This is a genomic window from Streptomyces sp. cg36 (assembly GCF_041080675.1).
GTDB lineage: Bacteria > Actinomycetota > Actinomycetes > Streptomycetales > Streptomycetaceae > Streptomyces.
Map to the genome: position 1 here is coordinate 2,182,838 of NZ_CP163520.1, position 13,350 is coordinate 2,196,187.

Consider the following 13,350-nt stretch of genomic DNA (forward strand, 5'->3'; position numbering starts at 1 on the left):
CGGGGGTCCCCGTGCGAGGTGCGGAGGTCCCCGGGTGAGGTGCGGCAAACCCCGCCTGCGGACCCCCCGCTTCCAACTACGCTGACCCGCAGTGGACTTCGAAGGGAACGTGCTGAATGGGCAGCGAACGTGAGAAGGAAGAGCTGTACGCCCTGGACATCTCGGGCGCGGAGTGGGTGAGCGCGCCCGGGACCGAGGAGGCGGAGGAGCGGGTGGAGATCGCGCATCTGCCCGGCGGGGCCGTGGCGATGCGGTCCTCCCTCGACCCGGAGACCGTGCTGCGGTACACCGAGGCGGAGTGGACGGCGTTCGTCCTGGGCGCCCGGGACGGCGAGTTCGACCTGCGCTGAGCCTGGCGCCGGGCGCGGCGGCCAGGCGTACGGACGCATGGCCGTGCGGGCCTACGGAAGGGGGTCACGCCCGATCGGGCGTGACCCCCTTCCGTGCGGCCGTTCAGCCGTACCGCGGTGCGGTCCGGCCGGCGGGCTCAGTACGCCTCGGTGAACAGACGCGACGCCTTGAGGTCGGTCGCGTGGTAGCTCTCCTTGCCGGTCTCGATCGTGCGGGCGATCTTCTCCAGCGTCTGCTGGATGTCGTGCGCGTCGGCCCGGTAGTCCTTCTGGACCTTCAGGTACTGGCCGTGCGCCTCGCCGTCCCAGGTGTCGGCGACGACCTTGACGGCCGACTCCATGCGCGAGAGGTCGTCCATGATGCGCTTGGAGATGGCGCGGATGCTGTTCGCGATCTCCTGGACGTTCTCATACCGGATCTTGAGGTCGGGACCGAGGTCACCCATGTCTGCTCCTCGTGAAGTCTGAAGTGTGTACGTGCGCGGAGGGGCCGCGGTGCGTGACGTCGCCGCGCGGGCGCGGTGCCTGCGCCACCGCCGGCACCCGGATGTGCCCGGGCCCGGAAGCCCGGAGCTGCCTGGCGGGAACCGCCAGGGCCGAGCGGGGCCCAGCGGGGCCAGAAGTGCTCGGCGGGGCCCAGGAGTGTCAGAGGCTGTTCAGGCCGGAGGTGTTGGGCACACCGCCGCTGGTAGCGCCGCCCTGCGCGTTGATCGCGCGGAACGCGGAGTCGACCTCTTCGTCGTTCTCCTGGTTGAGGTTCTTGGTGCCGACCACGGCGTTGTAGAGGACGTCCAGCTTGCGGCGGATGTCGTCGTGCCGACGGTTCAGCGTGTCCTGCGCGGTGACGAACTGGTTGGCACCGGAACCGGTCCAGCCCGCCCCGACCGTCGCGATCGCGTCGGCGAGGACGCGGATCTGCTGGCTCATGTCGTGAGCGGTTTCCTCAATGGCGCTCTTGGCCTTGGTGACGGCCTCGTAGCCAATGCTCTGACCACCGGGGTTGGAGCTCATTTTCTTCCCTCTCGTGAGTGTCCGAGCGAGTACTTACGCCCGCTTGTTGCGTACACGTACCGCCACGACGGCGCCGCCGATGAGGACGACGGCCGCGGCGATGATGGCGATGACGGTCCAGGGCGCGGAGTCCTTCGACTCCGCGGCTGCCTTCGGCTTCTCCTGGTCGCCCGCGCCCGCCCCCTTGTCTGCTGTGTGTGCGGGAGAGGGGGAAGTACTGGGTGCGCCGCTCGCGCCGCCACGGGCGGCGAGCAGCGGATTGACGTCGGCGGGGCCCGGGTCGCCGTTGCCCTTGACCAGCACCTGGGCGGGCCGGACGGTCCCCCAGCCGATGTACTGGCTGGGCACCTTGCCGTTGTGCCCGGCGGTCTCCATCATCACGCGCAACACCTGGTTCCCGGTCCAGCCGGGGTGCGCGGACCAGATGAGGGCGGCGGTGGCGGAGGTCAGGGCGGTGGCGTAACTGGTGCCGCCCGTCTCGCAATAGCCATTGCCGTCCTTGCAGTGGGCGGGGATCTTCTCCCCCGGTGCAGCCAGACCGAGATGGCTTCCGGTGCCCGAGAACGCGGCCAGCTTGCCGCCCGTTCCCACGGCACCGACCGCGACGACGCCGGGGGTCGCGGCCGGGTACTCGACCGGATTGCCCTTGTCGCCGTCATTGCCGGAACCCGCGAAGACCAGCTTGCCCTTGGCCAGGGCATACGCCACCGCTGAGGCCAGGCCCTGCTGCTCGCCCTCACCCAGAGAGTTCCCGGCGAGCGAGACGTTGAGGACACGTGCGTCGGAGTCGGCGGCGTAACGGATCGCCTTGGCCAGCGTGACCATCCCGCCGAAATCGCCGTCCTTGACGGCGGCCTTGACCGGAAGGACCTTCGCGTCCGGGGCGAGTCCCCTGATTCCGCCGTTGGCACCGCTGCCGGAGATGGCCACCGCCATGTTCGTGCCGTGGCCGTCCGTGTCCGTCCGGGCGCCACCCGACCCGGTGAAGTCCTGGCCCCCGTCCGCGACTCGTCCTGCGAGCTCCGGCTCCGAGCGGATACCCGTGTCGATCACCGCGACCGTGATGCCCTTGCCGGTGCTGACCTTCCACATGGATTCCGCGTCCATCGCGTCCAGGTACCACTGCTTGGAGCGCATGTCGTCGGCCAGCGCCGTCGGCGCGGTGCCGACCGAGCAGGCCAGCGCCGCAGCCAGCGCGGCACCGAGAAGTGCCGAGCGGCTGCGCACTGCGCGGGCTGAGCTGAACATGGGACTGCGGGCTCCTTGAGCGGCGATGGTTTGCGTACGTCAGTCGACGACCGGCGGGACGACCTTGCGGTGGTCCATCGCCCAGGTCTCCTCGTCCTCGACCAGGTAGTCGGGGGCCTCGGAGGAAGTGGAGCGACGCCGGTCCGTGCCTCGCTTGTTGCCGTTCACCAACCCCGTACCGCCGGGGGTGAATTCACCACGCCCGCCGAGAGACGCACGCGGGGCCCCAACAGTTCCACCCGGCTCGGAGGCCAGCCTGCGACCGCCCGCACCGGTGGCGGCGCGCGGCGCGCCGCCGGGGGCGTGTCCCATGCCGCCGCCCATGGGCCCACGGGCCATGCCGCTGCCCGCCCGCTCCTCGCCGACGACCGTTCCCATCGGGAGCCGGGGCGTGGAGCCACGACCGGTCGTCGGCATGGGACGGCCGCCGGTGATGCCCTCGGGGGTGACACCGCGCACGGTGCCCGGAAGACCACTCGGACGGGCGATGCCCGGACCGCGCGGGTTGCCCAGCGCCCGGCCACCGGCCGGACCCTCCCCCGGCACACCGGCGCGGGGCACGCCGGGGACAGCGGTACGCCCCGGACCGCTCTTGCCCAGCGGACCGGGCAGCACCGGCGGAGGGGTGAGGACCGGAGGCTGTCCCTGTACGGGCGTGGGACCCGTGGGTCCGACCGGGGGCCGTGTCGTGGTCTCCGGGGGCGGAGTCATCGTCACGGAGTCGATGGCGGTGTGCGCCGTGGACTCGTGCGGGGTGAAGGTGGAGGCGACCGTCGTGTGCGGCGGAGAGGTCGTGCCGCTGGTCACGGAGTACCCATGAGTACCGGCACCGGCGGAGGTGACGTGTCCGGTTCCCGATCCGTTGGCAGCACTGTGACTTGAGCCGCTGCTGCCGTATCGCTGCTCCCCGGTGCCCACCGTGTCGCCCACACCCGAGGGCAACGGCGCGAACTTCGGCTCCGGCTGCGCCGAGATCCGGTCCCGCGACGCGTCGTAGTACGACGCCAGCCGGTTCAGCTGGTTGATCGCCTCGTTCGTCTTCGGCCCCAGCGCCTTCAGGCGCGCCTTCTCCTTCTCGGGGTCGGCGTAACACATGGAGTCGCCGGCCGGAACCGCCGCCTTGGCCTCGGTCAGGGCCTGGCCCGCGCGGGCCATCTCCTGGCCGACGACCCCCGCGTACTCGCTCAGCACCAGGGTCTCGGAGACCATGCCCCGGCCCCACTCGCGGAACGCGTCGCCACCGGCGCCGTGCCACTTGACCTGTTCGAGGTACCAGCGCAGGTCGCGCGCGATGTTCGCGATGTCGGGCGCGGCGGCGGCCAGTGCCTCGGCCGCGCCGGTCAGTTCGGCCGGCTTGGCCGACGCCAGCATCGCGTTGAGCGCTTCCAGGGACATGCCCTCGAATTCGTCGTTCGCCATCGTCATGCCCCCTTTACTTCAGGCCGCCGGAGTCGGCGTCGCCGCCGTGACCGCCCTGGCCGTCCTTGCCGCCGTTGCCGCCCTGGTCGGACGCCTTCGGGTCCCCGGTCGGAGCGCCGGTCGGGTCGCCGTTCGGAGACTTGTAGTACGTCTCCGTCTCCTTGCGGATCGACTGGTAGCGCTGGGCCTCGTCCGCGTCGATGCCGCCGTAGCCCTTGTCGGCGATGTGGACGGCGATGCCCATGCCCTCGATCTGGTCGCCGAAGATCTTGGTCAGCCGTTCCAGGTTCGTGCGGACCTTGTCGTACGCCTTGTGCAGCTCTTCCGCCGCCGCGAACCCCGTGCCGTACGCGCCCGGCTGGACGCGCTGGTCGGCGATCTTGGTGTGGCGGGCCGGGGACTTGTCGAGGGAGCGCAGCAGCTCCTCCATGCGGCCCTTGAAGTCGGCGAGGCTGACTCCGTCGACGCCGAGGTCCGGCTTGCCGCCGCCCCCGTTGCCGCCCTTGCTCCCGCCGTTGCCGCCGTTGCCGCCGCCGTTCGGCTCGGCCACTGTTCCTCCCCGTAAATCCCCGTCGGCACCGCTCCGGCTCCGGTGCCGCCTTGCCGCTGTCGCTTCGTCACACTCGTGAAGCGCGCGAAGCATGTGATCACTCTAGTCACTTCGGCTTCCGCGCCCCATGAGTATCCGTACTCAGTACCGTCTCAGAACCGTTCCGAAATGCGACTGACTTTCTGCAAACCCCGTCGTTTCGCGTCACGGATGACCGTCGCCGTGCCCGCGACCACCGCGACGAGGAGCGCGCCGATGCCCAACGCGTACGTGGCGTACCGCTCGTCGCGCTCCTGGGGCGTCTCGGAGACCGCGAGGGCGGCCACGTCCGGGGCCTGCGCCCTGGGCGGGCCGGGGTCCGGGTGCGCGGCGGCCTCGGGCGCCGAGTCGTCGGTGACCGCGCGGACCGGGTCGACCACGCCCCAGCCGACGAAGTTGTCGTGCCCGTTGACGGAACGCTCCGCCGTCTGCTCGATCCGCGCCACGATCTGCGCGGCCGTCCACTTCGGGTACCGCGCGCGCAGCAGCGCCGCGACGCCCGAGACGTACGGGGCGGAGAAACTGGTTCCGTTGTCCGAGCACTGGCCGTCGCCCGGCACCGTCGAGACGATGTCGACCCCGGGTGCGGCCACGCCCACGAAGGTGCCGGGCTGCGAGAACACCGCGCGCTCGTTGTTGCGGTCCGAGGAGGCCACCGCGAGGACGCCCGGGAACGCGGCCGGGAACGTCTCCTTCAGCTTGCCGTCCGTACCGTCGTTGCCCGCCGAGGCGACCACCACGATCTGCTTGGCCAGCGCCCGGGCGACCGCCTGCGCCAGCGGCGAGTTGGGCGCCATCGGTTCGCTGGTGTCCTGCGAGATGTTGATGACGTCGGCGTGCTGGGCGATCGCGTGGTCGATCGCCTTCGCCATGGTGTCCGTCTTGCCGCTGTTCCGCTCGTCGTTCTGGCGGATCGGAATGATCGTCGCCTCCGGCGCGAGGCCCACGAATCCGGTGCCGGAGCGGGGCCGCGCGGCGATGATGCCCGCGACCTTGGTGCCGTGGCCGACCTCGTCGACCGTGCCGTTGGTCTTGCCCCGCTTGTCGTTCTGCTCGCCCGTGCCGTTCTTGTCGGGCTTGAGGTAGTCCGCGCCGCTCTTGGCGTCGACCGCGGGCTTGAGCTGCGGGTTGGCGGTGTCGACACCGGTGTCGATCACGGCGACCCGTACGCCCTTGCCCTTGGTCTTCTGCCACAGCTCGTCGAAGAGCACGCGCTGGAGCGACCAGGGGCGGCCCTCGATCTGCTTCTTCATCGGGAACGTGCACTCGCCGCTGCCGTCCGTGCGCAGCGCACCGCTCCGCGGCGCGGGCCCGTCGGCGTACGCGTACGCGGGCGCGCAGGGGGCGAGCGCGAGCGCCACGGCAGCGCTCACCAGCACCGGCCGCACCACCGGTCGCGGCACCGCCGCCCGCTCGCGTCCCTTCGACGCCGACCTCGCCATGGACACCGCCCTCACTCCTTCCCCCACCGGTCCCGGTCCCCGCCCTACGAGCCCTGGGGCTGGCGGGCGCTGTTGGTGTCGAGCCGGGGGCCCTTGGACAGGAACTCCGACCAGTTGATGGGCACCAGGGCGGGAGCGACCTTCTCGTAGCCGAGCCGCTGCTGCGCCTGGCTCGGCTCGGGGCGGCCGTCGTCCGGCTTCTGCTGGTCGCCGGTGCCGATGTCCGAACGGGCCGCGTCGCTGTCGCCGTTCGCCTGGACCGCGTACCGCAGCCCGGTGTCCGTCACCAGGAAGAGCGAACCGTCCGGCTTGGTCTGCCGGCCCTGCACCTGGGTGTAGAGCAGCCCCGTGCCGGGGGTCACGTACGTGCTGGTGCCGCCCGCCGTGATGGCCGCCGGGTACTGGGTGCCCGCCCAGGTGGACAGGGTCGTGCCGCCCTTGTCGTCGACCTTGCGCAGCACGCTGCACACGGTGCTCCTGGCGCCCGCCGCGTCCGCGCCGCCGCCCGCGTTGACCTGGACCGCCTTCTTGTCGGGCCACTTGTTGGCGGCGCCGAAGTACTCGGTGGCGGGCGCGATCGAGGCCGCGTCGACGTCTTTGACCGTGCCGTGCATGCCGAGCGCGGTGTTCTGCGGCGAGTTGAGCAGCAGCCAGGCCGTGAAGTCGGAGACGGGCTGCACCTTCCCGCGCAGCACCACGTACTGCTGCGGGCCCGCGCCGGTCTGGGCGCGCAGCACCATGCCGACCCGGTCGAGCTCGGACGGGAGGCCGCCGCCGGTGGCCGCCGGGGAGCCGACCTGGCCGGGGATCTCCGGGAAGTCCACCGGGGTGCCGTCGCCCAGGGTGGCCAGCCAGTCGTCGGTGACCTGCTGCGGCTGCTCGGAAGCGCCGAAGAGGGTACGGGCCAGCAGATCTCCGGGGTCGCCCTTGACCAGGTACTTGGTGCCGGCGGCGTCCACCACGTAACGGGCCTTGTTCTTCTGGCCCTGGACGTACATCACCTGGCCGCCGGTGAGCCGGTGCTTGTCGTCGGTCAGCTTGAAGTCGCGGTCGGCGAAGACGAACGCGGCCTTCTGGACCGAGTCCTTGCCGCCGCCGGGCTGCTCGCACACCGCCCACCGCTTGGCCTTGCCCGCCTCGCTCGCCGCGGGCAGCCGGTCCGGGGCGTACGGGATGCCGAGGATCGGGCCGCGCGAGAGCTTGCCCGAGTCGAGGATGTCGTCGCTGACCTGGATGACGTCGAACTTCTGCGGATCGAGCAGCAGCCGCGCCGAGGCCAGGTTCAGGACGGGGTGGAGCAGGACCTTCTTGTCCTTGCCCTTGCCGGTCGACAGGACGACATAGCGGGTCGTCGACTGCTTGCCGACGATCACCTTGGTGCCCGGGGTGTCCCAGCCCTGCGGCGCCTTGGGCTTGAACATGCCCCAGGCGCCGAATCCGGCGAGGCAGAGCGCGGCCACGATCACGCTCGGCACGATGGCCTTCAGCGGGCGCGGGGCGCCCTCCTCCGTGCCCGTGGGGGACGGTTGCAGAAACGACGCCACCGTGCGCTTCTTCGCAAAGGTGTATGCGTTGAGCTCGTCCCGCCGTGATGCCATGCGCCTCTGTCTCTCCCCGCGCGTCCCCGTGGTGGGACCTCGTCCCACGATCCCCGGGCCTCGATTGTCAGACCGGCCCCCTACTATGCCTGTTGACCGAGGGTGTCCGTGGGGCGGGTAGGGTGAAGCCGCCGTCAAGACCCCTTGCCGAGCTGGGGGAATCCGGATGTATTGGGTGCTTGCGCACGATTGGGGGGTGGTGGAGTGATGGCGTCCGCGACGCGGGTGCGGCCTCCCGCCGCCGGTCCGTCGAGCCCCGCCCAGGGAGCCTCCGCGCCCCGCCTCAAAGCGCGCCCCGGACACTTCGGGTCGTTCCGACTGCAACAACTCGTCCTGGTGGAGCTCGCCGCCGCGCTGCTGCTCGTCGCCTGGGTGATCGACACCCTGATGCTGGTGCCCGCGGGCGTCCTCGCCGCGCTCCTGGTGCTGCTCGCCGTGGTGCGCCGCCACCGCCGCTCGCTGCCCGAGTGGCTGGGCACGGTGCTCGCGCTGCGCGCGCGTACGCGCAGGGCGGCCGGTCTGCGCGTCCCGGAGGGGACGGAGCCCGGCTTCGCCCCGGCCGTCGAGTGCGACCCGGCGCTGCGGACGTACACCTTCGGCGACCGCGACCGGCGCCCGGTGGGCATGGTCGGCGACGGCACGTTCCTCACAGCGCTGCTCCAGGTCGAGATGGACGCGACGGCGCTGCGCCCGGACCGCGCGGCCCGCCCGCTCCCGGTCTCGCTGGTGCGCGACGCGCTGGAGGTCGACGGGATCCGGCTGGAGTCCGCGCAGATCGTCCAGCACACCCAGCCCGCCCCGGCCCCGCACCTGCCGCAGCAGTCGGTGGCCGCCCGCAACTACGCACCGCTGCAGGCCCAGACCGGCTCGCCCGCGGTGCGCCTCACCTGGATCGCGCTCAAGCTCGACCCTGAGCTGTGCCCCGAGGCGGTGGCGGCCCGCGGCGGCGGTCTCACCGGCGCCCAGAAGTGCCTGGTGCGGGCGACGGACCAGCTGGCCAGCCGGCTGACCGGCGCCGGATTCCGTACGACGGTGCTGACCGAGCAGGAGCTGACCGGCGCCATCGCCACCTCCACCTGCGCCAATCCCATGGCGATCACCCAGGCGGGCCGCGCGGGCACCCCCGGGCGGCGGACCCAGGAGACGGCCCGCACCTGGCGCTGCGACGACCGCCGCCACACGACGTACTGGGTGGGCCGCTGGCCCCAACTCGGCGGTGGCGGTGCCTCGATGCCGCAGCTGGTCGCCCTGCTCACCTCGCTGCCCGCCCTGGCCACCACGTTCAGTCTGACGCTGGCCGCCGGCGACCGCCAGGAGGCCACGGTGACCGGGCACGTGCGGATAACCGGCCGCAGCGACGAGGAGCTCGTGGCGGCCCGCCGCGAACTGGAGCGCACCGCGCGCGGGGTCAAGACCGGCCTGGTGCGCCTGGACCGCGAGCAGCTGCCCGGCATGCTGGCCTCGCTGCCGCTGGGAGGCGCGCGCTGATGACGACGTCCGCGGTCCCCCCGACGACACCGCCGGCTCCCAGCGCTCCGTCCGCCGTCTCCCCGGGCGCTCCCGAGGTACGCAGGGGGCGCGCCCGGATCGGCTTCGGCCTCCTCGGGCCGCGCCGCGACCGGCACGCGCTCTCCGTCGAGCAGCTGGAGGCGCTGGCGCTGCCGGTGGGCGACGACGGCATGGTCATCGGCGTGGACGCGTCGGGCCGCCCCTCGGTGCTCGGCATCAACCGGCCGACGGCGTACGACGTGACGCTGATCGGCGGCCTGTGGACCGCGCAGGTCCTCGCGCTGCGCGCGGCGGCCACGGGCGCGCGCGTCACCGTGGAGACCGGCCGGGCCCCCGCCTGGACCGCGCTCGCCCAGGCGGCGGGCGGCGGACAGCAGTGCATCGCGCTGCACGACGTGGGCCGGGTGCCCCCGCAGGGTGCCTCGGCGGGATCGCCGGTCGTGGTCGTGCGCGACTGCGGCATGCGTCCGCCACGCGGGCGCGTGGTCTCGGCGCCCTGGCAGTCGGTGCTGACGCTGCTCCCGTATCTGAGTCCGGTGGCCCCCCGGCTGCTGGAGAAGTCGGACCTGGTCGGCGTGCAGCGGGTCTCACCCGACGAAGCCGCGCAGATAGGCCGGATCATGCACCTCCCGCAGGTGGAGACCGAGGCGCTGTCGACGCTGGCGGACGGGGTGACGCTGTGGTGCGGCCCGCGCGACCGCCAGTTCGTGATGACCCAGGCCACGGACGCGGAGACCGGACTGCTCGGCTCCGCCCGACGGATGGACTGAACGGCCCGGCCGGGCGGATCCCGGGCGGCGGCCGGACGGGGCGGCTCGTGCGTCGACGGCCGCCCTGCGGGGTGGAGAAGTCGGCGTCCGGCTGATACCGATACGGCCGGAACCGCTCGGGTAGGTGGACGGATCGTTCACACTCCGGCCACACGGCTCTGTCCCGCCGTCACTTGACGACGGCGTACGGGCAGGACGTGATGGAGGGGACAGTCGGTGAGGGGTGGCCGGGCCTGCCGATGCGGTGTTGTCGGCGATTAGGCTGGAACGGCCTGCGAACGAAAGGAATCCGGTGAACAGCGATCAGGACCAGTTCCGCACCGGCGGGAACGCGCGCGACGAGAATCGGTCCGACGCCGATCCCGAGCCCACGGGTGAGTTCACCATCGACTACACCCCGCCCGCCTGGTACACCCAGAACGCCGCGCCGAGCGCGGACCCGGTGACGCCGCCGCCTCCGCCGCCCGCGGGCGCGCCCGTGGCCGTGCCCGGCCTCCCCGCGAGCGGCGGATTCCAGCCGAACTGGACGAACGCGCAACCGCCCGGGCCCGCCCCGGCCGCGCCGCCCACCCCGGCTCCCGCTTCCGCCCCTGCTCCGGACGAGGCCGCCGCGTCGCAGCCGCAGCCGTTCGGGGGCGGGGACATCGAGAGCGGTGCGACGATGCGGTTCTCGCCCGCCGCCCTGAAGCGCGAGATGGCGGACCGGCTGGCCGAGCCGGACGCGGCGGACGGCACGAAGGCGCCGGAGGCCGAGGCGACGGCAGCGGAGACCCCCGCGACGGCGGACACTCCCGCCCCGGCCGCCGCCGACGAGCCCGCCGAGGCCGAGGCGGCTGCCCCCGCTTCCCCCTCCGGCGACGAGCCGGGCGCGGACCCCGCCACCGCCGCCGGGAGCAAGGCCGACGCCGACGACGCCGCGCGCGCCGCGCAGGACACCGGGGCCGAGGACGAGCCCACGGCCGAGGCCAAGCCTGAGACCACTGCCCTCACGGACGGGGCCGACCCCGCCTCCTCCCCCGCCGACCCGGCCGGTACGGACATGAGCGCGCCCGCCGAGGACGCGGCCGATGCCGACGACTTCGTGGTCGCGCTGCCGAGCGCTGCCCCGGCCGCCGAGCCGGTGGACGCCGTGGCCGCGCAGGCACCGGCCGACGCCGCCCCCACGGACGACAACCCGGTCGACCCGAACACCCCGGTGGACGCGGTTCCGGCCGACGCCGTGCCGGTCGGTGCCGCCGCGCCCGAGGGCGTCCCGGCGGATGCCGCACCCCAGGACGCGCCCGGCGGACCCGGGCAGCCCTGGGCCGCCGCCCCGGCGCAGCAGCAGCCGGGACTTCCCCCGCTGCCGCCCGCGTACCAGCCCGCCGCGCCGTCGGCGCCGCCGCAGTGGCCCGTACCGGCGCCGCAGCCGCTGCCACAGGCCGGGCAGCCGCCCGCCCCGGGCACGCCGAACCTCCCGGCGCCGGTCGGCCACCAGCCCGTACCGCCGACGGCACAGCAGGGCGGCTTCCCGCAGCCGGGCGCCCCCGTACCTCCGCAGGGCGCCCCCGTACCCACAGGCCCGGCCAACACCCCGGCCCAGCAAGGCAGTTACGGCTTCCCCCAGCCCGGCACACCCACCCCGCAGGCGGGTTACGGCTTCCCCCACCCGGGCACACCGGTGCCGCCGCAGGACACCCCGGCACCCACAGGCCCGGCCAACACCCCGGCCCCGCAGGGCGGTTACGGGTTCCCGCAGCCCGGCACTCCCGGGGCTCCCGGTACATCCACCGCACCCGCCGCACCCAACGCCCCCGCGTTGCCCGCCGCCCCGGTGGCCGACGGCGATGCCCCCCAGGGCACCTTCGTCTTCCCCCGGCCGCAGGCGCCCGGCGCGCCCGTGCCCCCGCCCGGCGCGCCCGTGCCCCCGCAGGGCGGTTACGGGTTCCCGCAGCCCGGTGCGGCGGGTGCTCCCCAGCCGCACCCGCTCGCCCAGCCGCAGCCGCAGCCCCCGGCCCCCGCGCAGGCCCAGCCGCTGCCGCAGGCCCAGCCGCCCGCCGCCGGGCCCGTGGATCCCCGGAGCGGGACCGGGTGGCCCTCCCCCGTGGCGCACGACCAGCGCGAGCGTTCCGTGCCGGGCGCGCCGCTCGGGTACACGGCCGCCGTGGAGCTCTCCTCCGACCGGCTGCTGCGCAACAGCAAGCAGAAGGCGAAGAGCAGCCGCAACCCGGGCGGCAACTCGCGGTTCAAGTTCGGCGGCAAGAAGGAGGAGGCCGAGCGGCAGCAGAAGCTCAACCTCATCCGCACGCCGGTCCTCTCCTGCTACCGGATCGCGGTCATCTCCCTCAAGGGCGGCGTCGGCAAGACGACGACCACGACCGCGCTCGGCGCGACCCTGGCGACCGAGCGGCAGGACAAGATCCTGGCGATCGACGCCAACCCGGACGCCGGCACGCTCGGCCGCCGGGTGCGCCGCGAGACCGGTGCCACCATCCGCGACCTGGTCCAGGCGATCCCGTACCTCAACTCGTACATGGACATCCGCCGGTTCACCTCGCAGGCGCCGTCCGGTCTGGAGATCATCGCCAACGACGTCGACCCGGCCGTGTCCACGACGTTCAACGACGAGGACTACCGGCGGGCGATAGACGTCCTGGGCAAGCAGTACCCGATCATCCTCACCGACTCGGGTACGGGCCTGCTGTACTCCGCGATGCGCGGCGTGCTCGATCTCGCCGACCAGTTGATCATCATCTCGACCCCGTCGGTGGACGGCGCGTCGAGCGCGTCAACGACGCTGGACTGGCTCTCCGCGCACGGGTACGCCGACCTGGTCCAGCGCTCGCTGACGGTCATCTCCGGGGTCCGCGAGACCGGCAAGATGATCAAGGTGGACGACATCGTCCAGCACTTCCAGACGCGCTGCCGCGGGGTCGTGGTGGTCCCGTTCGACGAGCATCTGGCGGCGGGTGCCGAGGTCGACCTCGACATGATGCGGCCCAAGACGCGCGAGGCGTACTTCCACCTGTCGGCGCTGGTGGCCGAGGACTTCGTCCGGGCCCAGCAGCAGCAGGGGCTGTGGACGGGCGACGGGATCAACCCGCCGCCGCACATGGCTCCGCCGATGCCGGGCCAGTACGCGCCGCAGCCGGGACACCCCGGCCAGCCGGTCCCGGGACAGCACGTTCCCGGCCAGCCCGCCCCGGGACAGCAGTTCCCGGCCCAGCCGCAGCCGTACGCGCCTCAGCAACCGCAGCAGCCGCACCCGCCCCAGCCGTACGGGGGCCAGCAGCCGCCGCAGGGCTGGCAGCAGCAGCCGCCCCAGCAACAGCAGTAGAAGGGGCGACGCCGAAGGGCCCGTACCGTCAGTACGACGGTACGGGCCCTTCGGGCTGAAGGCGGGCTGGAGACGGACTGAAGGCGGGGCTGGAGACG

At 73.1% G+C, this 13,350-nt stretch carries 11 protein-coding genes; 4 read left to right on the forward strand and 7 right to left on the reverse strand.

All coding sequences use genetic code 11. The features are described from left to right. Window positions 1-116: 116 nt before the first annotated feature. The gene (locus AB5J87_RS09570; protein ID WP_369375956.1) at window positions 117-350 is read left to right on the forward strand and encodes a DUF397 domain-containing protein; all 234 of its coding nucleotides are present in this window, start codon (window positions 117-119) and stop codon (window positions 348-350) included. Between the two features lie 137 nt (window positions 351-487). Here the strand turns inward: AB5J87_RS09570 and AB5J87_RS09575 are convergent, their stop codons facing one another. The 7 genes from AB5J87_RS09575 to eccB form a co-directional block, all read right to left on the reverse strand. After that, a complete protein-coding gene (locus AB5J87_RS09575) occupies window positions 488-796 on the reverse strand; it encodes a WXG100 family type VII secretion target (protein ID WP_369375957.1) in 309 nt (102 codons plus the stop codon). A gap of 199 nt (window positions 797-995) precedes the next feature. Further along, window positions 996-1,361 carry a WXG100 family type VII secretion target gene (locus tag AB5J87_RS09580; RefSeq protein WP_369375958.1) on the reverse strand — a complete coding sequence of 122 codons (366 nt, stop codon included), beginning with the start codon at window positions 1,359-1,361 and terminating at the stop codon, window positions 996-998. Between the two features lie 33 nt (window positions 1,362-1,394). After that, window positions 1,395-2,609 (reverse strand): S8 family serine peptidase, encoded by a 1,215-nt coding sequence (locus tag AB5J87_RS09585; protein WP_369375959.1) that lies wholly within the window; start codon window positions 2,607-2,609, stop codon window positions 1,395-1,397. A 39-nt stretch (window positions 2,610-2,648) separates the two neighbouring features. Next, complete coding sequence (locus tag AB5J87_RS09590) at window positions 2,649-4,028, reverse strand: hypothetical protein (RefSeq protein WP_369375960.1); 1,380 nt, start codon at window positions 4,026-4,028, stop codon at window positions 2,649-2,651. A 13-nt stretch (window positions 4,029-4,041) separates the two neighbouring features. Then, on the reverse strand, window positions 4,042-4,578 hold the full coding sequence (locus AB5J87_RS09595; RefSeq protein WP_369375961.1) for a hypothetical protein: 537 nt from the start codon (window positions 4,576-4,578) through the stop codon (window positions 4,042-4,044). 152 nt (window positions 4,579-4,730) lie between these two features. Next, window positions 4,731-6,059: a type VII secretion-associated serine protease mycosin gene (gene mycP, locus AB5J87_RS09600; protein ID WP_369383445.1), complete on the reverse strand. Its 1,329-nt coding sequence runs from the start codon at window positions 6,057-6,059 to the stop codon at window positions 4,731-4,733. 44 nt (window positions 6,060-6,103) lie between these two features. After that, window positions 6,104-7,657, reverse strand: coding sequence for a type VII secretion protein EccB (gene eccB / locus AB5J87_RS09605; RefSeq protein ID WP_369375962.1), 1,554 nt, complete (start codon window positions 7,655-7,657; stop codon window positions 6,104-6,106). Between the two features lie 207 nt (window positions 7,658-7,864). Between eccB and eccE the strand changes: the two genes are divergently transcribed. The 3 genes from eccE (at window position 7,865) to AB5J87_RS09620 (ending at window position 13,252) form a co-directional block, all read left to right on the forward strand. Further along, window positions 7,865-9,145, forward strand: a complete 1,281-nt coding sequence (gene eccE, locus AB5J87_RS09610) for a type VII secretion protein EccE (RefSeq protein ID WP_369375963.1) — start codon at window positions 7,865-7,867, stop codon at window positions 9,143-9,145. Beyond that, window positions 9,145-9,936 (forward strand): hypothetical protein, encoded by a 792-nt coding sequence (locus AB5J87_RS09615; RefSeq protein ID WP_369375964.1) that lies wholly within the window; start codon window positions 9,145-9,147, stop codon window positions 9,934-9,936. Before eccE ends, AB5J87_RS09615 begins: the two co-directional genes overlap by 1 nt. Before the next feature lie 292 nt (window positions 9,937-10,228). After that, window positions 10,229-13,252 carry an SCO5717 family growth-regulating ATPase gene (locus tag AB5J87_RS09620; protein WP_369375965.1) on the forward strand — a complete coding sequence of 1,008 codons (3,024 nt, stop codon included), beginning with the start codon at window positions 10,229-10,231 and terminating at the stop codon, window positions 13,250-13,252. Window positions 13,253-13,350 lie beyond the last annotated feature (98 nt).